The following is a 22,527-nucleotide window of genomic DNA, read 5'->3' as shown; positions in this document are numbered from 1 at the left end:
GTAATGTTTTGAGCCGTTTGGCGAAATGATAGGCCATCAAAAAGATCTGTATGTGTTCTTTCAGCTGATCATGGGTTCCATAGTGATAACGCTTCACCGTCGCCTCTTTCAACGTCCGGTTCATCCGCTCAACCTGTCCGTTGGTCCAGGGATGGTCGGGTTTGGTCAGCCGGTGATCTGTATTGTTTCGGGCGCAAGCCGGCTCAACGGCATGTGCGCGAAAAAGACTTCCAGAATTTATCGCCTGCTTGATATCCGCTGTCGCAGACCGCCGGTTGCCCGGCGAGGTAAACCGGGTTCCGTTATCCGTTAATAGGGTGTGGATAGTATAAGGAACGGCCCGGATGAGCTCTTGAAGAAAGTCGGCGGCAATTCGCCGGGCTGCCTTTTCGTGAAGCTGAACAAAAGTAAACGTTGACGTACGGTCAACGGCAGCAAACATATATAACCTGCCTTCTTCCGTGCGGACCTCAGCGATGTCGATATGGAAAAACCCGATCGGACAGGTTTTGAATTTCCATTTGCTCCGGGGATCTTTAGTATCCGGCAGCCGGCTAATCCCATGACGTTGGCAGCAACGATGCAGAGAGGAGCGTGTTAAATGAGGTATGGCGGTCTGCAAACTGTAAAGACAATCATTGAGCGGAAGCTGTGTGTGCCGCCGAAAAGCGACACAGGCGGCTTCTTCCTCCTTGCTCAGCACCGTTGACCGGGGTTGTTTGGGTCCCATCGGGGCATCCTGTACTGTTGTGCGCTGTCGCCACTTCGCTACGGTTTTCGGGTTAATACCGTGCCGGCGCGCCAGAACACTCAGGCTCTCTTGACTATGTTGTATCGTTCGACGCACCGCCTCAGTCGTACGGACGCATCCGTGTACTATCTGTCCCATAATTTATCCCTCCGGAGCTGATTATAAATCACTCCACTACACTGTGGGACTAAACAGCTAGTGGAAAACTTCCGGAAGAGATAAAAAACAGGCTCTTCGATATTGCTCAGCAGCTCGACCGGCTCGCCGCTGAACATGACCAGAAAACCTCGCCGGAATTTGCGCGCCTGCACCATGAGTTCCATCTTACGCTTGCAGAATGCACCGGCAGCCGTTTACTTCTGCAAATGCTGCAGCGGATCATAAATCCGAGTTTAATGATGCTGAATGCCGTTCGCTCGTGGATTGTACCGTCAGAGGTTCACCAGAATCACACCGGTCTGATTCAAGTTATTGCCGCCGGAAACACCGAAGAAGCGATCGCTGCAATACAGGCACACATTCAGATCGGACTGGAAAGCGAACTCGCTGTACTTTAAAGCATTTTAAATTAATCAACGGTTTGAAATTCGGAACTGAGCGTTAATCCGTTGCAAACGAGATTGATGAACCACGCGGTGGTGGTATTTTCCGGCAGAATTGCTGTCGCAATCCAGTTACCGTTTTTCTGTTTGAATTCCGCCGGCGTTTCAATCCATTTCCGGTCACCGGTAAATCCGGCATCCGTTGTTGAAACCAGCAGTGCGTTTTCCGGCGCAATATCGGAATGAAATATAACTTCGGCACGGTTTCCATTTGCTCCGGCGGAAATCATTCCGCCCCACGGCCGGCCGGTTTCGACAATGCTTTTTGCAAATACATAGCTGTCCGGCAGATTCCAGCCTTTCGGATGGCTGTGACCCATTCCCGGAATCAACGAGACCATATATTTTCCGGTCATGGCGCGATAAGTTTTCGCCTGACTGATCGGTGAAAAGTACGCATCTTCCGGCCACGAAAGCCAGAGCGCCGGCATTGTCGCGCGATTCATTCGCACCATCGGATCCCAGACATTTTTATACATTTCATTATCGCGCATTGCAGCGCTGAAGTTGTTTTCGCTGTCGAAAAGATGCCCGCAACCGTACACCGGAATGGCAAATGCAAAGCGGGAATCAATGCCCATTACGGTGCTTGTTAAAACTCCGCCCCACGAAATCCCCATTAAACCGACATTCGTTTCGTCAACCTCCGGCAGCGAACGCAACAGCGAGTTTGCAAGAATCGTTGCGGTGGATGCGTGATAGATCCACTGCTCTTCAAGCGGTCGATCTATGTCGGCATACGTTTGTTTTTTTGCCGGTCCGCTCCATTCGTGCCGCTTCCACAACCGCGAATCCTCTTCGTTAGGTTCATCCGTCTGACCTTCGGTGGCGATGGCGATCGCGGCAAAACCGTGACTATTCCACAGTTCAACCCACTCTTTAAATGCAGTTCCGCCGCCGCCGTGCAGAAGAACAATGCCAGGAACTTTTTTGCCTGCGGAAACGTCCGGCACACCGACCCACGCAAACACCTTTACCGGTTTTCCGTTCAGCGGCAGCAAATCAAAAAAAACCGCCTTCATTGCGCCGCAGGTTTTTCCGGCATCCTGCACCGCCGGCGCATTTGTCAGAGAACCGAGCGCAAGAATTTTTTCTTTCATCTCCGTATAATCGGAAAGAACGTTTCCGGTCGCAAAAAACATGAGCGCAACAAATAATGATGTCATGGTTTATCCTTTTAGAGCATTTTAATTTTTAGTCTAACCGCAATTCGGAATGTAGCGGAGAATCGAAGAGTGGCTTTTTGAAAGAAAGCCGTGACGGACGGAGCGGCTAACGGCCCGACGAACATCGGGCAGAGAAGCGGCAATTTTCGCAAACGGGAAAAGGTATGTAGCGTTGGTTTTATAAACCAACTTTTTATGCGGTCGAAGACAGAACACCACGGCTTTAGCCGTGGTGTTCTGTCTTCGACCGCATAAAGGACTGGCATAGAGCCTATGATAATCAAAAAAATTGAGAAATAGCGGGAAATCTAGGCGATTTCCCGCTAGACAGATATTTTTACTTAGCAGAAAAATGCCGGCGTATAAAAACTGTGAGAATTGCTCCGATTCCAACCATACCAATCGTTACCGGTTCAGGAACAGAGACAACATCCAGTATCGAAGAGCCAAAACGCCACTCATCGAATAAAACCCCTGTTCCAGTTCCTGTCCCACCGTCTCTTAATGACGCGAAACCGAAACAACCGAGATCGGAGAGGTCAATGTCGAAATCACTCCATGATCCAGCCAGCGTAATATCTGATGCGCCATCCATTGCATACCACGCGGTCAAAGTATCGTTCCCTGATGCATTGAGTTCTAGACCGAGAATAATCATATGAGTTCCACCAAGCTCAGAACTTTCCAGTGCTTTTAAGTTGTGTGTAGTGCCATTAACAAAGGCTGACAAATAGATTTTATCATCTGCTCCACGTGTCATTCCCAGAAAAAATCCGGTCGCCAGCATCGGAGAGTTGTTGGCGCTGGTTAAACTCGTTCCTAAGCCCATAGCAACAGTACTGTTTGTAAGGATTGCACTCGTTGAACCGTTTGCAGAAACTAATCCGCTCATAAAAAATTCCGTTCCGGTCAGCGGAGAAGATAACTGTCTGTTTATTGCGCGAGTCAAATTGTCGGTACCCACTAACGCTTCAACCTTTCCATCACTTGCAGTACCCTGAAGCAACGTATGATTTAAACCGCTTGTAAATGTTTTAAAGTGCGCAGAACCAATACTCCAAAAGTTAGCCGAAGAGAATCCCGTATTTCCTTGGATATTATTTCTAACATTGTTTGTGTTCGCAATTGCAATGCCGTCCTTATATCCGAAAGTACCCGTTAAAAACGATTCTGATGCAATTATTGATGCTGAAACATACCCTGCCAGCGCTGCATATATAAACACAATGACCCATATACCCTTCTTCATATTTCCTCCTTGTGAATTTACTTTCTAAATACCCCATGTATTTAGATCCTGATGAAAACCTATCATTATTTAAACTCATTCGTCAATGATTATTGTTAATATTATCAAAAATAATTTTTATTTAATTATTAATTATTATCAATCGTAACAAACCACCGGCAGTGACATCTTTCATCGTCGAACCGAACCGCCATTCATCAAATGCAACTCCCGCCGGATCGGTATTTCCCACACCAAGAGATTGGAGCCCGAAAACACAAATGTCAGCGCCGTTATCCGCAGTATCCAGATTTTCCCATTTTCCGGCAGATATCAGAACTGATGTTCCAGATACCGCATACCATGCAGTTAATGCATCGGTTGCACCAACGCCGATTTCAAGTTTTAAAACGATATGATGCGCCTGTGATAATTGAGCGTCCGTTAATGCATCTCCTAACTTAAAAACAGAATTATTTGCAAATGCAGCTAAAAAAACACTGTCTTCATCACGATACAATCCCAGACCGAATCCGCGTCTGTTAAATGCAGTATTTGAAAATTGATCCGATAATCCCATTGATGCCTGCTCGCCGCTCTTCATATTAGTTAACGGCCCGTTTACTGAAACAAGTCCGCTCATAAAAAATGTTGTACCGGCTGGTTCGCTTGCCAAACGCCGGGAAGATTGCCGCACAAAATCTTCCCGCGGAGAACGGACAATTGCACCGCCAGCCATAGCACTGCCTGAAATAGCGGGATGAGAGAGATTCACGGCATGAATCGGCTGCACATTGGCTGTAGATCCAATCCAATATGCATTAGCATTGTTTGCAGAAGAAAATCCGACAGTTCCAATCGTATTGGTTCGGTACTGGTTTGTCGCACCAAAATTTACTGCATCAAGATATCCTGCTGATGAAAACGATTCGGATGCAAGAAGTACGGAAAACCCGGCGCGACTGCAACAAACACAAAAAAGTGCCACTGAAATCAATTTTACTCGATTCATTTTACCCGCCCTTATTTAGAAGCAGATGTCACATCATTCCACTCGCTTCCGAGCCGGAATTCATCCATCTTTATTCCCGTCGAATATGTTTTATTCAATCCGCCATGGACTTGCACGATCACGCTTTTATAATCAGAGATCCGTCCGGCAGACACATTTTCGATGTTTAAAATTTGAGTTGCTGTCTTATCATTCTGAGCAACAACCCAGGCAGTTAACACACCACCTTGCCGTGCGGATCCCGCCTCCCATCTCACAATCAGCATTTGAGTTTCAAACGCCTGTTCCGCCGTAACTGCAGCGCCTAATTTATAGGTATTTTCCCCTGCAAATACGGCATAAAACACATCTCCCGAATCATCTTTTATGGCGCCGATAAAAATTCCATTTACTCCGTCCCAGCCGAGTTGAGCAGCATCGGAAACTCCCATCGCCACTTTTTCTCCTATGTTGAGATGTCGTAATGATCCAATATTAATCAATCCGCTCATATAAAAAACAGGGCCGGTTAATGCCGGTGACAGCACGCGACGTGTTTTGCGCGAAATCGCTGCACCTTCATTTTGAACTGGAGGTATAATTTGTAAATACCCGTCTGCGGCCCGCCCTTGAACCGCATCATGTGTAAGTCCCTTTCCTTTTCGAATAGTAATCGTGCCGCTGGCTGATAATCCCCATGTATTATTCTTGAATCCGGTAACGCCTTCAAGCACACGGGCATTTACCGGATCACCCAATGGTTTTTTATCTGTATAATCTCCGGACACATTCCCTGAGGAAAAAGAATCTGATGCTATAATTTTTGCAAATCCAGTTCCGCCGGCAATGATAACTGATACCGTAATAATACTAACCGCCTTTTTCATAATACCTCCTTTAATTTTCTGTATACTGTTCTTCTCTAGAGACCCTGCCTTACATTGTTTTCATTGCATTTAAAATTTGAAATAAACTTGCATTTGTTAATATTAACTATACGAATAAAAACTATTCTTACAAGTAAAAATTCATTTTTATTTATATTTCTGAATATGGATTTCTCCGGCCTTTTTTATTTCCGAGATCGAGGGAACGGAGCGTCATCCGATTACAACCAACGCTCCTGATTAAAATTAAAAACCAAGCGGGCGTATTTTCGGTCATGCTGAAAACCAGGTTTAATTTGTCGTTCACGAGCAGGAGCAGCGTCCGCTATCGGATAAAAGCCAACAGCACTCGACGGCGCAACACCCTATCCTTATTGCTACATATAAATTTGAATATCCGGCTTTACGATTTATGATTTTATCACACAGTTTCACAGACCATTAATGCTCTATTATAAATTTTTAAATTTTTAATATTTTTGTGGATTGTTAATTCTGATCGTCCCTGAACATCTCGTAAATCAGGGCTGAATCGGCTCCACCCGAATTGCCGCTGTACTCCGCCATCACAAAACTTTCCATTAACAATGAAGTTTACAATTTTCGGACCGCCATCAACGATAATTGCTAAAAAGTGTGTTTTGCCGGGTATTAACATTCCCTTTTCTAAATCATTAAATGTTTTTGTTTGATTATCACTCATAATCAATTGAATCGTTTTCTCATTTGAATATTTCAGCAATAATCCACGCCCGCCTGCTGTCCGACTGTCAAGAAGGATCTCTTCTGTACCGGCTTCAGGAACTGTAAAGTCCATCAGAAGTGTAAATCCTTGTCGTAAATCCACCGTTCCCCGATCAGCTTTGCGCATATCACGCTGTAAGAATTTTGGGAGCTCGGGGAGATCTACTTTACAGCCGCCTTGAGTGGCTGAAAGGATACAATCTGTATCATCCAGCTTTAAACCATCAAACTGTTTCCATAATTTATTTAAAAAAATCCGGTCTACACGGTGTATTCGCGCTAAATCTTTCTGTGTTTCGGTAATATACATATCCCCATTGATTTCAATCATATCAGGATAACTGACCCGTATGAAAATATCATCGTCGTAAAATAAAACTTCCGGTTGCGACCACTCGATATACTTTCCACTATTACCGTCTTTTTCTATTCCTGCAGAAATCCAAACAGGATTCCGATCTTCATATGGAACAACGTACGGTGCGCCCGGCTCAGAATTGCACATAAAAGGGCCGCCATGATTATGGAACCAATACAGATATTTACCGTTTTTACATTTCCATACAAAATTTGCGGCACGTGGATTTTTCATGCGTCTGCCATCGGCGTAGCATTTATACTGCGGGGCGCTCCATGTCCGCCCTTCATCCCGACTGTAACTTTCTGCCGGATAACCATCAATTGTCCGGTACACACAATAAATTGTCCCATCACTCAGAACAACATAGCTTTGCTCCTCCGCAATGGGACCTCCACTGTCAGGAGCCTTCAACCCTTGCTCTCCATCGGGAAGCGTTTCCCAGTTTATTTTTCCGGGATCTGATTCTGTTAAAATATTTTCACTCCTGAGCAGCCACCCTTCCGAACTGACCATGAATCCGTCACCAAATCCGCCAACTTTATGTATCGAAATATAGGCAGAGCCGTTTCGTATAAATGGTTTTCCAACATTCCACATAAATTGAATATCGCCACCACGAACATTCCGCCGGTCTATCGCAGTCTTCCGAATCGGGATTTTATAATATTTTTCTGACCAGCTTTTCCCATGATCATCGGAATATTTAAAGACATGATACCCTAACGTATCCACACGGTATGTGACGGGATTTCCGGGAAAGACTGTTTCTATTTCGCGGATATTATCCGCATTATAATTATAAAAACAGTAAATCCGACCGGATGGGACTTTAAGCAGAACAGCATAAGAAGATTCCGGATTTTTAGGAGATTCAACCGGAACCGGTGATGACCATGTTCGACCATGATCGGTACTCCTTAATGCCGTTACATGCTGTCCCTGCTGCCCTTCATGACCTTCTCCCGTTGTCAGTACGCAAACCAATGCTCCGTCATCCGCTTGAACAAGATAAGGCTGATCAGAATATGACCGTGTCGGAATTTCAAAGCCATTACTGAGCAGGCGCCAATCACTTGCTTGATCAGCCTTTAACATTTCTTTTATAATCCCATCCGAAACACAGGCATCTTTTGTATCATAGTTCATTTTTTTCTGACTCATTTTAAATCCCTTTATTCATTAGAATTTTTACTTCGCATGAACCCGCCAAACGGTTTTTACCGATGCTCATACAACGTTTCATTTCAGTGTAGATCATCTTTTTCGATCCGCTGAATATACCGTGCGTGGCACGCGCGACGGCATTTCGAGATTCAGCGTCGCCATTCCGATTTCATAAGAAATCGTATACCTTTCGAATTTTATCAATAACCTACAGATATCCGCATTACCCTCTGCTCTTCTTTCAGATGGGCATACTGAGTAAGCCGGATGCGTTCATTTAAAATAAGAGAAACCAGGTCCAAGCTTACAGCCTCATAACCGGGAAGATTCGCCAGATTGGTCTCTTCATTCGGATCGTTGGCTAGATTAAACAAATATTGGATACCTCCGGCTTGCGGATCATATACCAACTTCCAGGTGCCAGTGCGTACCATAACCGCTGTCCCTAGTTCGGAAAAGACAGCGCGGCGCTTTAAACGATCATTCCCGTTCAGTTTGGCCAGCAGATTAATCCCCGGTCTTTTTGAACTCTCCGGCATGTCAATTCCTGCCGCAGCCAAAAACGTAGGGTAGATGTCAAGATTGCTGACCAGAGAACGATCCAGCCGCCCACGATGAAGATTATCTCCGGAAATACCGAACCCCGATAAAATAAAAGGAATTCCTGCGCTGGGTTCATAAAAATACCGTTTATCCCAAATGCCGAATTCTCCCAGCATATCTCCATGATCGGATGAAAAAAGAATCAGGGTGTTGTCATAAACTCCTTTTGCTTTGAGTGCGGCAACCAGATCACCAACATAACGGTCAAGCACTGCACATCGGTTCATGTAAGCCGCCCGGTTAAACGCTGTAGTCTCTCTTTCTGCCGGTATGTCACGCGGTGTTACCGGCATGTCTTCCGGCTTATATGTTTCACAGGATGCTGGATACCAGTATGGCGGATGCGGCCCAACAAAACTGACATTTAGATAGAATGGCTGATCGGTCGAAGCCTCTTTAATATATGCCAAAGCCTGATTCCTGACAAATCCGTCCACAGTGTCGCCTTCATCACTGAAGCAATGAATCAGATTGCCATGATCCCAGTTCGCAAAACGATCACGGAGCTGCTGAAGCAACCCTTTTGATTCAAGATGCCGTGTATATGCATCTGTGGTTTTCCAGTTTTCATAATCGTCAAGAACCTGCACCACATGATCAAAACCATAATCTTTTACAGCTTCTTGAGCCAACTCAACCGCATCCGTTCCCGGGAGAAACCCCATATAGTGGTGTTTGCCGATCATCGCTGTCGCATACCCGCCACGTTTTAAATGCCACATAAACGTGTCATGTCGCAAAACTTCATTAAACGGAGGCGACGAATTGCCGCAAATACCGGTCTGAAAATTGTATTTCCCGGCGATAATTGCATTGCGTGCCGGCTGGCAAAGGGGCGATGCCGTATATGCTGCCTGGAAATTGACCCCCTCTCTCGCCAAACGGGATAGATTTGGTGTTGTCTCGGATCTGATCGTATCCCTTCGGAAATGGTCGGTCAGAATAAAAACAATATTCGGCTGATTTGTTTCGATATAGGGTTGATTGATTTCAACGGTTGCTTCCATAGATTACCTCCTCTTCTGGTTAAATACTCACTTTATAACTGAAACATCCCGGGCGTTTCATTAATGCTTTTATCGATCTGCCTCATCGTTAATACCTGCAGAACCCGATTGAATCGTTTTTTTCACCTTTGCCCCCTGCTCTCTTGCACGATTAAGCCCCTCGTTAGCAGCAGCTCGTGACATCGCTGCCGGATTATCCATCCAAACAGAGCGATCAACGCCCTTGCCTGCCGCTGTTACCGGAATAATTCCCAGTTCCAATGCAGGAGATCCGGGTTTGAAACTAAAGTCATCAGCTAATAGTGGATCAATAACAAGACTGCTTTCTTCACTTCCGTTTAACTGCGCTTCCAATAAATAGTATTTTGTCCAAATTGAGTCGGTCGGCGCCCAATAAATATTTTTTTGTAATGTCGAATCGGCTAATTCGATTTGCTCCCCGCCAATCTGCGGACGGGTTTTCCCCGCCATAACAGCAACAATTCGCTCAGGATCCGGGCAGATAAAAATATTTTTTTCGATTAAGCTTCCATCAGGTTTATAGGAACGAAGCGCCAGTAAACCGACGTGGTAATCATTATCGTTTCGATAAATATCAATGCAAATATTATTGATTATATTATTTTTCCCCTTTGTCACAATGGCGCTTGCACTGCCGGCAACATCAACAATTAAATTTTCTGCAATCAGTGTTTCGTGCTGATCATCATCACAGCGGATTGCCGCATTCACATTATATGACCAGCAATCATGAATATAATTCTGCCGGACAACATTCCCCCCGGCTGTACCGGAAATATAAACCGGATTGCCATCCGCAATAGTTTCGACTGCGGAAAATATTTCATTTGATACGACAACGTTATCACGGCCATGCCAGAAACCCTCACGGGACATCCAGCCTTCATAGTCGGCGGTTCTGGAATAATCGCCGGAAATCTCATTCTCCCTGCGGCTGAGATACGCTTCCCCTGTACCCTCAATCGCTGCACGGCAACTAACGGAAATTGCGACATAAGGCACATCATGGATCAGGTTGTTTTCAATCCGGTTTCCGCCGCTCTGCCATACAAACAGTGCCGGTCGATCCTTTTTCAGTTCGCTGACATGGTGAGCGTGATTATTTACAAATACATTATTTTTATTAACATCTTTTGTACCCAATCCGTATCCGGAGAACACAGCGGCCGCACCGCCAAGATGATAGAATAACGAATTTTCAATCGTAATGTTTTGCGCATGTAGATCCAGACGGATTCCATTGTCACCTCCTGCTGTAAACCGGCAGTTTTTTACTTCACAGTTTTCTGCTCCTCTGAAACGCAACATTGCATTCGGCGAATCAAAATAATCCCACCCATGTTGAAGTCCATTCCCCTTGATGTTATCAGGCGTCGCCATCCTGTCTGTATGCATAAAAGATAATCCTTCGAAACGAATTCCTTTGACAGGCATATCCGAGGGTCCATCATAATCAATAACCCCCTCTACTCTTACAATCTCCGTGACCATCGGGAAAACCACGTTGGAAGGTTCCCCGCCGGTCAGAGGCCAATAATAAATTTTACCCTCATCCGGATGCGAAACCCACTCTCCAGGAGAGTCTAATTCGGCCAGCACATTCTCCACCCACATATCATCAGAGGTTGGAGGACTGCTCAAAATACGTCCAAGCGCATAATTGCACGGAGCCGTTTTGGCAATTCCCGCCGCTTCATCCACTGAAAGCAACGGTAAAATATTCATCGCCCACGCCGCGCTGGTACGGACTACAACTTCCGCAGAGTTTAAATCGGTGTAATTTTTTACTGCACCGGGCGGAAATTCAATCGTATCCGTAACCGGCCCTGACATTTCGGTTCGTTTATACTCTTTTGTCGATGTAAAACTTTTGCCGCGCGCGCGCGGAAGGCGGATTTCACCACTGTACAGTGTCAGACAATTTTTCGCACCGTTTGGAAAATCCGCCACCCAAATGTTGCCCGGCAGGTCTGTACGCCGCCAGCCGGACAACATCGTTCCGCCGCTCAGCACAGGCTGTTCATCTGTCGCAGCTTTATAAGTAATCATCTGTCCATCAACAGCACTGTCCTCCAGCCCAAAAACCAGCGTCTCGGAAATGCTGTGATATCCGCCGCTAAGTATAATGGTTATGTCACTGTGCTCAGTTTTTTTTATTTCGCGTACGGCATCCCGTGCACGTGCCAATGTTGCAAAAGGCTTGTCGCTTGTCCCGGTGAAAGCATCGCTCCCGTTTGGCGCAACATAAAGCGTGATCATTTCATCATGATTAACGCTCTTGCTCCAGACTGCAAACCCGACAACTACTGGCAGAATCAACATCAACCTAATCCTGATTACTGAATTTTTCATAATCCCTTTCTGTTTTAAGCTTCCGACAATTTACGCGCCGCATCTTCCTGCCGCCCGCGTTCTTCAAATTCCTTAAGCGGAAGCCAGGCAATGATCACAATTCCCGGAATCGAAAAAATCACACTTAGCAGAAAAAGCCATACATAGCCGACCTGAGTCTGAATAAAACCACTCAAACTCCCTGCTAAAATCCAGCTGATCGACATCACTCCCCCCATCATCGCAAAAAAAGTGGCGCGATACGGTCCCCGTGACGCCTCGCAATGCAGAAACCCAAAAGAGGCAAAACCCATTCCATAGCCGAATGATTCAAAGCACAATGCAACTTGTGCCCATAGGTTGATCGCCGTTCCCAGCACATTTATTTCTGTAAAATCCGGCGATAACGCCAGCCAGACAAAACCGAAATTCGGGAGAGTCAGCAAAAAGGCAAACGGCCAAATTGTTTTACGTAATCCATATTTCTTCACCAGGATCCCGCCCCAAATCCCGCCGAGCATCATGGCTATCATGGAAAAAATTCCATTCATTATACCAATCTGCTCAAGTGACAGCCCCAAGCCTCCTGCTGCAGGAGGATCCATTAGAAACGGGACTTTCATGGGAGCCAGCAATCCCTCACCCAACCTATATAGAAAGACAAAGGAAATAATCACCCACGGGCGTGGTTGGTCAAAGAAGTTGGCAAATACTTTAAAAAACGACTTTCGCTCTACAATACTTACCGGACGATCCAGCACCGGATAGGGATATACAAATCGATGATAAATCATAAGACCGGCTTGAATCAGCCCGAAAGTGGCGAAACATACTGCCCACCCCGCCATTACTTCCCCTGTCTTTGCGCCGATTTTACCAGCCAGTGATACCATAAAACCGTAGGAAAAAAGATTGGCCAGCCGTACACAAGTTGCATTGATGCCGGTAAAAAGCGCTTTTTCACGCTCATCCACCGCCGCAAGAAAAAATCCGCCCCACCCAAGATCATTGAATGCACTGATCATAGCCAACCCGGCGAACAGCACCATCAGCACCTGCAACAGCCACGCCGACATATCCGTGATCACTGAAAACCCGCAAAGCACAGCCAGACCCATCATCATTCCCGCAAGAACACTCTGCAGATTAAGTGTCCAGTTACGCTTGGTTCCCCGTCTGTCCACCAGCGGCCCGAAAATGAAACGAAATGCAATGGGAAGTCCGAGCAGACTTGTCAGCCCGACGATCGTGTTCGGTGCATTTATACTTTTTAAAAGCAGGCCGGGAATTGTTTGTGCCGTTCCCCAAACTAACGCCGCAAATATCGTTGAGGTCGGAACAAATTTCCATGGATTTATTCGTATTTGTTTTTTCATCAAATTCCTCGTTACTCCGGCCACGGATAATCTTGTTTGCCGGCATCGGCATCTCCGCTCCACTCGGGAATCGTAGATCGCCAATCTATAATTATCTTCTCCTTTCGGCTTACGATCTCCGGATATTGACGTGCCAGGTTATCCGTCTCCAGATGAGAATTCTGCACATCATAAAGTTCTTTTCGCGAACCGTCGCAATTTATATAAAATTTCCACTTTCCGAGACGAACCGCATGAGTCGGACTGATATTGACTGTGTACCCTTTGATTTCATAGCGCCACTCCCACAGCAGCGGTTTCGTACGCTCAAACGGCTGTCCGCGCAATGCGGGTGTAATATCCTGACCATCCAGTTCAATGCCGGAGATATCCACACCGGCCAGTGCCGCAAACGTCGGAAATAGATCAATACAGCCTACGATGCTGTCGTTATCGACTTTGCCCTCCGGCGTTACGCCCGGCCAGCGGACAATAAACGGCACCCGCACGCCGCCTTCATACAAACTGCGTTTACGCCCCCGGAACGGGCCCGGCTCACCCATTCCCAATGTATTGGCTTTTCCTGAAATATGATGATCTTCAGGGCCATTGTCGCTCAACAGAACAATGATGGTATTTTCACGCAATCCCAGTTCGTCCAATTTCTTCATTAACCGTCCAATATGATAATCCATATTTGAAACAACAGCCCTGTAGCGAATAAGCGGATCGGGAATAATAAGTTCCTCCGGAATGCCTCCCGGTTCTTTATAAAGTTTGATGAACTGTTCATGCGGCAGATTAGGTGCGTGCGGCTCAAGAAACCAAAGCTGCAAATAAAACGGCCGAGCGTGATTTTCTTCCAGAAACGTTATACTGTCATTTACACAAACTTCAGAGGAATCACGAAAAAAACAATCGAATCCGTTAGGCATTTTATAGCGATCCTTGCCGCCTCCGTTAGTTGTTTTGGCGACATCAAATCCATAGAGAGAAGCATCTTCAATCCCAAGATGCCATTTCCCAAAGTGAGCTGTTTTGTAACCTGCGGACTGCAATATTTGCGGCAAAAACGGGAGTTCCGGATTAAGAGAATCCGGCATACCGCGTGCTGCATTTTTCGACGCCTCAAAATGTCCGTGAATATCGGCCCGAGCCGGAAATAAACCAGTCAAACAGGCTGCCCGGCTTGGCGAGCAGACTGATGCAGACGCATATCCCTGAGTGAACAGCGTCCCCTCGCGGGCCAACGAATCGATGTTCGGTGTTTTGATCTGTCTGTTGCCATAGCAACCCAGATCTCCCCAGCCAAGATCATCCGCAAAAAGAAAAATAAAGTTCGGCTTTTGAATTCCAGCCTGTATAGACAAGTATGGGAGTACAGCTCCGAATCCTGCTGTTAAAACGGTTTTAATCTCTTTCATTCAGTTTTCCTTTCCGGTTAAAAGTTAGGGTCAGCGGTGTATCCGGTCTCAGAAGAATTTTCTCCAATTGTAAATCGCCTTCGAACTTCACACTAAGTTCGGTCTCTTTTTTTGCAGTCAGCCGTGCACGGGCATCGGACAGATTCCATTCGATATCAGCGGACACCCCTCCGACGGCACAAATGCCACTCGCGGTTCCTTCGGTCCATTCCGCAGGCAGCGCAGGCAGCAGGTGAATAAATCCGGGGCGGGAAAAGAGCAGCATCTCCAAAACAGCCGCTGTGATCCCGAGGTTGGCATCAATCTGAAACGGAGCGGGCATCCCCTGAATCAACGACTGAGTAATCCCCATTTCCAGATCGCTATTGTGATATGTGAAGAAGTTTTTACCGAGACAGGATCTAGCGAGTAGACGAATGCATTCAAGTGAGCGGCTCCCCTTGCCCAACCGGGCGTAAACCGCAGCCATGTGCGCAAAGGACCATCCGGTTTGCTGTTCAATTCCAATTAACAGTCGTTTTTCGACAGCAGTGCGGCAGGCAGCAAACAAGTCCGGACGACGCACCGGACAGATTTCCCGTCCAGGAAACAATCCATAGAGATGCGACATGTGACGATGATGATAGTTATCCAAAAATCGAGGATCTATCCACTCTGCAATTGCGCCGTCTCCGTTAAGCCGGTATGGCGGAATTTTTTCAATAAATGCCTTCCAGCGCGGAAGATGCCCCTCATTTATTCCCAAACGAACAGAGGCTTCAATCAGGTTTGTAAACAGTTCCTTGGCGACCGCAAAGTCCATCGTGGAATCCACACAAACCCAAATCTTTCCCGATTCTACAAAATTGCCTAACGGATGATTTTCCGGCGACTGCGATGGCGCACTGACCCAAAAGCCGTTTGCTCCTTCTTTGAAAAAATCTTCATAGAACTGGGCCGCCTCCTGCATGAATGGTAAAGCCCTCTTTCTCAAAAACTCCTCATCACCGGTATAAAGACTATAATCGTAAAAATGCTGCGAAATCCAACCACCTCCTGCAGTCCAATAGACCGCATGTGGCTGAGGATTGTGCTTCCGTCCGCTACGTGGATTCATGAACAGGGGAATGAGAAAACCACGACAACCGTACATGCGTTGCGCATTTTCACGAAAATGATCAGTCAGTGATTCAAACGCATAAAACATCGGAAGCAGAGCTTCATGCAGATTGCCAGCCAAGGCCGCCCAGTAGTTCATCTGCACATTTTCATTATTAAACAATCCGCAGGTCCATGCCGGTTTGTAATCTCCGTTCCAGATGCCCTGCAGGTGCGCCGGATAGACCGCCTGACCACTCGAACTGCTTATCAACAGATAACGTCCGTAATAAAACAGTTTTTCCGTCAAGGCATGAGAAAGCCGCCCCTGCATCGCATCCAGCAACATTCGCTCGTTTGAATCGTCCGGCGTCGGTGACAGCGAAAACGTCACCCTGTCCATCAATTCCGCATGCAGAGCCGCATGCGCACTCCTCATCGTTTCATAGCAGATCGATTCCGGAAATTTTGGCCTGATTACCCGTAGAGAATTACATAAAGGAGTCAGACCCACTAAAACCGTAACCGACATACAGCCCTTGACCCTCAGTCCGTTTTTTTCAGGAATAGGTGCCGTTCCATAAATTCTCAACTCGGCATCATAGGCTGTGCCATCTTCGGAAACAGCTTTCAGATGCATCCCGTTTTTGCTATAAATCAACTTTGTTTCCGGACAGCCCATTCCCCCGAAATTTCCATATTCACAAGAATCCAACGGGTCATGCTTCCCTAACGAAAACAACACATCCAGACCTTCCGGATTTTCGGTCGAAAATCGAACCACCAGTACATTGTTAACACGAGAAACAAACGCACGGCGATCCAGTCTATAGCGATTTTCCTTCCAGCAAACCACTCCCTCGCCTGTTCTTAAATCCAGTGTTGCTGAATATTGCTCAAACGGATGCTCCGGGTGATATTCAATCTGCACATCCGGGCCAGGCATAAAATGCGCCGGGTCTGCCGTAAACCCCTCTTTTTCCCATATAGACGGAATAAATCGGTCCGCCTCGGCAAACCGTCCTTCTTCCAGCAGGCAGCGAAGCTCAGTCAGATATTCAGACGTTTCAGGAACCGGCGGCGTGTTCCCTCTGGACCACAATGCTTCATGATTCAACAAAATCCGTTCTTTTACAATCCGTCCGAAAATAAGAGCCCCTAAAACACCATTACCACAGGGAAGTGCATCACGCCATGTATGCGCCGCAGTTTCAAATTTCAAAAACGTTGAATTCACAAAATTTCCATCCTTGGTAGATTGCAATTCTGTTACTATTAACAATCGTTTTTAAATTGTCAACTTCATTTGGATAATAGTATCAATTCTTCATGAACAACAGGCAGATCAGTTTGAAAGCTATTGCACAGGAAGCCGGCATATCCATCATGACTGCGTCCCGCGCGTTAAATGGAACAGGTCATGTTGCGAAAGACACCGCCGAGCGAATCAGACAGATTGCGAACAGACATAAATATCGTCCTAATCTTTTAATCCGCGGGGTTCAAACCGGATGCACCATGAATATTGGAGTCATTTTTCCGGCAGATATTGGTTTCTATACAGAAGTATTGGCTGGAATTCATGATACTCTGCTTAAACATGAGTACAGCATTCAGCTTAGTCTGATTAAGCAGCATTTAGGCGAACTGGCTATCCGGCAGGAACATCAACAACTTCTGCGATTATTAGACTTGCGCGTTGACGGAATAATTCTGCGTCCTGTTAATGACGATGCTTCAGATATTTACTTTAAGGAGGTTTTTGAACGAGGTGTTCCCCTCGTCACAATAGATCGCAACCTCGAAAAGGTTCATTGCGATTTCGTAGGCAGCAATGACTTTGAAGCAGGACAGCAAGCCGCCACCTTTCTTATGTCAAAAGGACATCGAAAATTCCTTTTGGTGGCATCCGGTGATATTGTCAGCACTGGACGGGATCGCCGGGATGGCTTTTTAAGTATTGCTTCCAAGACAAAAGATGTTGAAGTTTCTGTTATCAACGAAACCGATTTTGAATATCACGATGATGATGTGCTTGCGGCGCTGAAAAACAACCCTGAAATTACAGCAGCGTTCTGTGTTAAAGATTCTTTTGCTGCCGGCCTGTATAACACAGTTCTCAAATCCGGTTTTAAAATTCCTAAGGATATTTCCATTTTAGGATTTGGAAATCTCGATATGGGTCCGTACCTGAACCCTCCTCTCTCCACGTTTGATCAACACCCTGTTGAATTGGGAAATGTTGCTGCAAAATTGCTGCTCAAAAGAATACAGCATTCTCCGGCAAAACTTCGCTGGCAAAACAAGATCATCCCTGCAGACATTCTTAATCGTCAATCAATTGCGACTTTGTAATCACCGGCCGCAATCCAGTAGTACTGCTCCTTCATCATAATCTTACACATACCGATTATCTTCGTATGATCTTTTTTATGATCTGTAACGGTCACAAAACCATCAGCATTAATATGAGGGCTGTAGTAGATAAGCTTGAATGCTAAGCTTGTCGCATGAAGATAACTCGTTGTAAGTTATTAAGAAAACAGCAGTTAAGACTGCTCGACTATTTTGTTCTGGAAGTGACAGCCCGATCGGCAGCGGATTTGCCGGGGATACGGCCCAACAGTGCAGCCCTGTTTTACCGCAAACTGTGTGAGGCAATTGCACATCACCTTGAGCAAAAAGAACATGAAGTGTTCGATGGGGCGGTTGAATTGGATGAGAGTTGTTTCGATGGTGTCCGCAAGGGTAAGCGTGGTCGAGGAGCTGCCGGCAAGGTCGCTGTCTTTGGCATCTTGAAACGCGGTGGCAAGGTCTACACCAAGCAACAGTGTTATGAGGCAACTAAAAAATTGGGATTTTTAACCGCCGAGTTCGCGGCGATCAGCAGTTTTCTCATCACGGCGGTTAAGGTGACTTTTTTCGGGCGGTGATTCTCAGTTACCAGACGGATATAAATTGTGCGTTAGCGTTCCGATTTCCGGCAGTACCGCCAGCAACGTCGCCGCGCAGACCCGTCCCAGCCTTTTAACAGATTGGATGCGTTCGGATTTCCGGTTCATTTCCGCATCCGCTTGGATGGTTTCTTCGATCTGATGTTCCATGGTCGGGATCTGTTTCCCCAGCCATTTGCGATGCTGCCGGATCATGCGAAGCAGATCCGGTTTCCCCGCAGAACGGATTATCCACATCGCACAGCACCGTAAACTTTGCGCGCTTCAATTCCGGCAGCATTCCGGCGCAGTCAATGCGTGCCACACGGATTAAATTAGCTGTTTAGTTCCACAGTGTACTGGAGTGATGTATAACCAGCTCCGGAGGGCTAAATTACGGGACAGATAGTACAACGACTGAGGCGGTGCGTCGAACGATACAACATCGTCAAGAGAGCCTGAATGTTCTGGCGCGCCGGCACGGTATTAACCCGAAAACCGTAGCGAAACGGCGACAGCGCACAACAGTACAGGATGCCCCGATGGGACCCAAACAACCCCAGTCAACGGTGCTGAGCAAGGAGGAAGAAGCCGCCTGTGTCGCTTTTCGGCAGCATACGCTGCTTCCTCTCGATGATTGTCTTTACAGTTTGCAGACCGCCATACCTTATTTAACACGCTCCTCTCTGCATCGTTGCTGCCAACGTCATGGAATTAGCCGGCTGCCGGATACCAAAGATCCCCGGAGCAAACGGAAATTCAAAACCTGTCCGATCGGGGTTTTCCATATCGACATCGCTGAGGTCCGCACGGAAGAAGGCAGGTTGTATATGTTCGTTGCCATTGACCGTACGTCAAAATTTACTGTTGTTCAGCTTCACGAAAAGGCAACGCGGCGAATTGCCGCCAACTTTCTTCAAGAGCTCATCCGGGCCGTTCCTTATACTGCCCACACCGTATTAACGGATAACGGAACCCGGTTTACCTCGCCGGGGAACCGGCGATCCGCGACAGCGGATATCAGGCAGGCAATGGATTGCGGGAGTCTTTTTCGCGCACATGCCTTTGAGCCGGCTTGCGCCCGAAACAATGTAGATCACCGACTGACCAAACCCAACCATCCCTAGACAAACGGACAGGTTGAGAGCGGATGAACCGGACGTTGAAAGAAGCAACGGTGAAGCGTTATCACTATGGAACCCATGATCAGCTGAAAGAACACATACAGATCTTTTTGATGGCCTATCATTTCGCCAAACGGCTCAAAACATTACATGGCCTCACGCCATACGAATATATCTGCAACATCTGGACTTCTGCTCCGGATCGGTTTAAGTTTGATCCGTTCCACCACACTGTGGGACTAAACATCGAGTCGCGGATTTCTTCATGAATGCCTTTCAGCGCATAATTAAATTTAAAGAATGAACGCCAGAACAAAAACGTCAGATGCAGCCCCTCACGAACAAGAACGCGCATCCGTTTTTTCGACATCGCGATGCCGTCCGCCAGTGTAACTTCAACATCCGCCAGATTCAGCCGGCAGCATTTCACCATCGCCAGAAATTCGGTGTCGAACAGAAATGAGTTAATTGTTGTTTTCAGAAAAACCGCGTGGCCGCGTGAGTTAAATCCTTTAAGTCCGGCTTGCGCATCGTGTCCATTCAGATTCAGCAGTGAACGGTTAATCATGCGAACGGTGTGTGTAAGGCAGTAACGCTTACAACATTGCAATGCTTCCAGATATGAATCGTTCCGTCGTCCGGCGACAACATCGACGCCGGATTCCAGTGTCTTTATTGTGTCAAAAATACTTTGCGCGCCGAATGGGAAATCAAAATCGGTGTAAATGTAATACGTGCTGTCGTCTGCCGCCGACATGCCTTCGCGCACAGAATAACCTTTGCCCTGATTTTTTGTCCGTTCAATATAATGCAGGTTCGGTACAGATTTTTTCAGTTTCTGAATATCCGCCGGCGCAACGGTTTCCGGCAGTGACCCGTCGTTAACGAGAATGTAAGTTACGGCGGCAAAATGTCCGATAGCGTTTTCCACCGCGCCGGTGTTTTGAATTAATTCATCACACCAGCCGCGGTGCGGATTATACATCGGAAGAATAATGCTGACATTCATTATGGATTTGCCTTTGCTTTACGTTCGGATTGAGGAATGGGACGGATGACAGAAAAAATCCCTTCCGTGTAGAGGCGCTCGTACTCCGCGTTGTTGGGGCCGCAATATTCGAGCCGGCAGCGGTCGCCGGAAGGGATAAATCGAAAATAGCAACTATCGGAAAACCGGCGAGCGCCGGTTTCCGGCAGACAGTGATCAAAGTTTTCGGTGCGGATAATTACGCGGACGGTCGTGTTCGTAACCGATTCCGTATACGTTTTTAAATCCTGAATCCGGTCGGTCGAAATTCGCGTCGGCATTTTCTGCGCGCACGGCAATGAAAAAAATGTGTTCTGATTTGATTTAACCAGGCAGGTCGCCGGATGCGGGCCGCTGTACAAATTCCGGTAAGCATAAAAATACGGCGAGTAAAACCGGCCCTTCATCGCCACCACAATTTCCGCATCGGGGGTATCGCGCAATGTTTCCGCAATAATTTTTTTAGTATTCATTTTATAAAAAATCACCGGCAGAAACGGACTCAGCAGAACAATGGCCAGAAAAACACCGGCGCTTAATCCGGCGGCGGTTTTATAAATCGTCAGCGAACGTGCTTCACCGTTCTGCCGCGCATGAATCATCAGTGCCATCCAGATTCCGAACGCCGGAATCACCGGCAGCAGATAGGTGATTAAAATCTGTCGCGCGAATGCGAAAAACAAAACCGGCACAAGCCAAAGCAGCAGGAAAAACACTTCATCGCGGTTCGCCCATAGTAGATTTTTGGTGACGGATGTGGTGCAGACATTCCTGTCTGCGCATGGCAGACAGGAATGTCTGCCACACAATCTTTTCGGCCTCCGATTAAACAGCCAGAACAGCGGAATGAACGACCACGGCAGTGTGGCGATAAACATAAACAGAATCGATGCGCCGCGCGGTTTTACCCGGCCGTTGCCGTATAAGTCAGTGTAATCTTCCGATACAAACCGGTGGAAATGTTCTTCAACAAAAAAATAATGCAGGAAATCAAACGACGGATCCATCGCGTACAGCGCGCGGTGAACCGACACAAACCACGGCAGCGTAAGCAGTGCAAAAAGAAGTGTGCCGCCGAGCCATGCGTGCCGGAAAAACACTCGCTTCCATTCGCCGAAAATCAAATGCCACAAAAAAACCGGCAGGCCGAACAGTGCAATTCCGATGAGTCCTTTGGCGAGCACTGTGATTGCGAGTCCGGCGAACACTAACAGACTGAAGCCGTACATCACGCGCCGTGATTCACTTTTCAGCCAGCAGTAATACGCACAAGAAGCCAGCGTTACGCCGAACACCAGCGCCATATCCACCGCCACCGTTCCCGCCATCACCAGAAATAAAACAGACGAAGCGGTAATCACGCCGGCGAACACCGGAATAAAATTTCCGGCAAAACGGCGGAGCAGAATAATCATTGCACCGATGGATAGTGCACCGAACAATAGGCACGGCAGGCGCGCTGCAAATTCATTAATTCCAAACAGAAAAATTGAAATTGCCTGTGCCCAGAAAAATAACGGCGGTTTGCCGAGAAACGGAACCAGACAGCCGTCCACCCAAATCCACGGTACCGTGTAATCGCCGGAAAACGCCATGTGTGTTGAGATTGCGGCGTAGCGCGCTTCCGACGGCTCAACCAGCGGATACAGCGGCAGTGACAGCAACCGGCACACCAGAATGACGGCAATAACAAGCAGGCCGCTCTTCAAAAACCGGAACGAATTTTTCATG

The 22,527-nt window shown here is 47.0% G+C and carries 16 protein-coding genes and 3 pseudogenes; 5 read left to right on the top strand and 14 right to left on the bottom strand.

Annotated elements, in window-relative coordinates:
• Positions 1 to 889, bottom strand: an 889-nt coding sequence (locus WC959_08210) for an IS481 family transposase (GenBank protein ID MFA5689114.1), incomplete at its 3' end; no start/stop codon positions are given.
• Between the two features lie 80 nt (positions 890 to 969).
• On the opposite strand from WC959_08210, the gene WC959_08205 reads away from it, so the two are divergent.
• Positions 970 to 1,308, top strand: a complete 339-nt coding sequence (locus tag WC959_08205) for an FCD domain-containing protein (GenBank protein ID MFA5689113.1) — start codon at positions 970 to 972, stop codon at positions 1,306 to 1,308.
• An 11-nt stretch (positions 1,309 to 1,319) separates the two neighbouring features.
• Here the strand turns inward: WC959_08205 and WC959_08200 are convergent, their stop codons facing one another.
• From WC959_08200 to WC959_08190, 3 genes are all read right to left on the bottom strand, one after another.
• Positions 1,320 to 2,519 carry an acetylxylan esterase gene (locus WC959_08200; protein ID MFA5689112.1) on the bottom strand — a complete coding sequence of 400 codons (1,200 nt, stop codon included), beginning with the start codon at positions 2,517 to 2,519 and terminating at the stop codon, positions 1,320 to 1,322.
• Between the two features lie 337 nt (positions 2,520 to 2,856).
• Complete coding sequence (locus WC959_08195; GenBank protein ID MFA5689111.1) at positions 2,857 to 3,768, bottom strand: PEP-CTERM sorting domain-containing protein; 912 nt, start codon at positions 3,766 to 3,768, stop codon at positions 2,857 to 2,859.
• Between the two features lie 121 nt (positions 3,769 to 3,889).
• Entirely contained in the window at positions 3,890 to 4,423 is a 534-nt protein-coding gene (locus tag WC959_08190; GenBank protein ID MFA5689110.1) for a hypothetical protein, read from the bottom strand.
• Positions 4,424 to 4,541: 118 nt separating this feature from the next.
• Between WC959_08190 and WC959_08185 the strand changes: the two genes are divergently transcribed.
• Positions 4,542 to 4,778 (top strand): hypothetical protein, encoded by a 237-nt coding sequence (locus tag WC959_08185; GenBank protein MFA5689109.1) that lies wholly within the window; start codon positions 4,542 to 4,544, stop codon positions 4,776 to 4,778.
• Here the strand turns inward: WC959_08185 and WC959_08180 are convergent.
• The 7 genes from WC959_08180 to WC959_08150 all read right to left on the bottom strand — a co-directional run bounded on the left by WC959_08180 (position 4,771) and on the right by WC959_08150 (position 16,949).
• Complete coding sequence (locus WC959_08180; protein MFA5689108.1) at positions 4,771 to 5,625, bottom strand: hypothetical protein; 855 nt, start codon at positions 5,623 to 5,625, stop codon at positions 4,771 to 4,773. The two genes, WC959_08185 and WC959_08180, sit on opposite strands and share 8 nt — an antisense overlap.
• Before the next feature lie 421 nt (positions 5,626 to 6,046).
• The gene (locus WC959_08175; protein ID MFA5689107.1) at positions 6,047 to 7,891 is read right to left on the bottom strand and encodes a sialidase family protein; all 1,845 of its coding nucleotides are present in this window, start codon (positions 7,889 to 7,891) and stop codon (positions 6,047 to 6,049) included.
• Positions 7,892 to 8,094: 203 nt separating this feature from the next.
• On the bottom strand, positions 8,095 to 9,504 hold the full coding sequence (locus tag WC959_08170) for a sulfatase-like hydrolase/transferase (GenBank protein MFA5689106.1): 1,410 nt from the start codon (positions 9,502 to 9,504) through the stop codon (positions 8,095 to 8,097).
• Between the two features lie 69 nt (positions 9,505 to 9,573).
• Positions 9,574 to 11,250 carry a right-handed parallel beta-helix repeat-containing protein gene (locus WC959_08165; protein MFA5689105.1) on the bottom strand — a complete coding sequence of 559 codons (1,677 nt, stop codon included), beginning with the start codon at positions 11,248 to 11,250 and terminating at the stop codon, positions 9,574 to 9,576.
• A gap of 641 nt (positions 11,251 to 11,891) precedes the next feature.
• On the bottom strand, positions 11,892 to 13,232 hold the full coding sequence (locus WC959_08160; GenBank protein MFA5689104.1) for an MFS transporter: 1,341 nt from the start codon (positions 13,230 to 13,232) through the stop codon (positions 11,892 to 11,894).
• An 11-nt stretch (positions 13,233 to 13,243) separates the two neighbouring features.
• A complete protein-coding gene (locus WC959_08155) occupies positions 13,244 to 14,635 on the bottom strand; it encodes a sulfatase-like hydrolase/transferase (GenBank protein MFA5689103.1) in 1,392 nt (463 codons plus the stop codon).
• On the bottom strand, positions 14,622 to 16,949 hold the full coding sequence (locus WC959_08150) for a glycoside hydrolase N-terminal domain-containing protein (GenBank protein ID MFA5689102.1): 2,328 nt from the start codon (positions 16,947 to 16,949) through the stop codon (positions 14,622 to 14,624). Before WC959_08150 ends, WC959_08155 begins: the two co-directional genes overlap by 14 nt.
• 113 nt (positions 16,950 to 17,062) lie before the next feature.
• Here WC959_08150 and WC959_08145 point away from each other — a divergent pair, with 113 nt between their 5' ends.
• Positions 17,063 to 18,067: a LacI family DNA-binding transcriptional regulator gene (locus tag WC959_08145; protein ID MFA5689101.1), complete on the top strand. Its 1,005-nt coding sequence runs from the start codon at positions 17,063 to 17,065 to the stop codon at positions 18,065 to 18,067.
• Positions 18,068 to 18,222: 155 nt separating this feature from the next.
• Positions 18,223 to 18,537: pseudogene (locus WC959_08140) on the top strand (IS1595 family transposase).
• A 111-nt stretch (positions 18,538 to 18,648) separates the two neighbouring features.
• Here WC959_08140 and WC959_08135 read toward each other — a convergent pair.
• The gene (locus WC959_08135; GenBank protein ID MFA5689100.1) at positions 18,649 to 18,903 is read right to left on the bottom strand and encodes a hypothetical protein; all 255 of its coding nucleotides are present in this window, start codon (positions 18,901 to 18,903) and stop codon (positions 18,649 to 18,651) included.
• Between the two features lie 113 nt (positions 18,904 to 19,016).
• On the opposite strand from WC959_08135, the pseudogene WC959_08130 reads away from it, so the two are divergent.
• Positions 19,017 to 20,038, top strand: a pseudogene (locus tag WC959_08130) (IS481 family transposase).
• Between the two features lie 332 nt (positions 20,039 to 20,370).
• Here the strand turns inward: WC959_08130 and WC959_08125 are convergent.
• Positions 20,371 to 20,778 (bottom strand): annotated as a pseudogene (locus WC959_08125) (glycosyltransferase).
• Entirely contained in the window at positions 20,778 to 22,526 is a 1,749-nt protein-coding gene (locus tag WC959_08120; GenBank protein MFA5689099.1) for a glycosyltransferase family 39 protein, read from the bottom strand. The pseudogene WC959_08125 and the gene WC959_08120 overlap by 1 nt, the downstream one beginning before the upstream one ends.
• Position 22,527: the final 1 nt, after the last annotated feature.

The sequence above is a fragment of the Kiritimatiellales bacterium genome (genome assembly GCA_041656295.1).
Taxonomy (GTDB): Bacteria; Verrucomicrobiota; Kiritimatiellia; order Kiritimatiellales; family Tichowtungiaceae; genus Tichowtungia.
The sequence above is the reverse complement of the archived record's forward strand: the minus strand, read 5'-3'. Positions and strand labels throughout refer to the sequence as shown.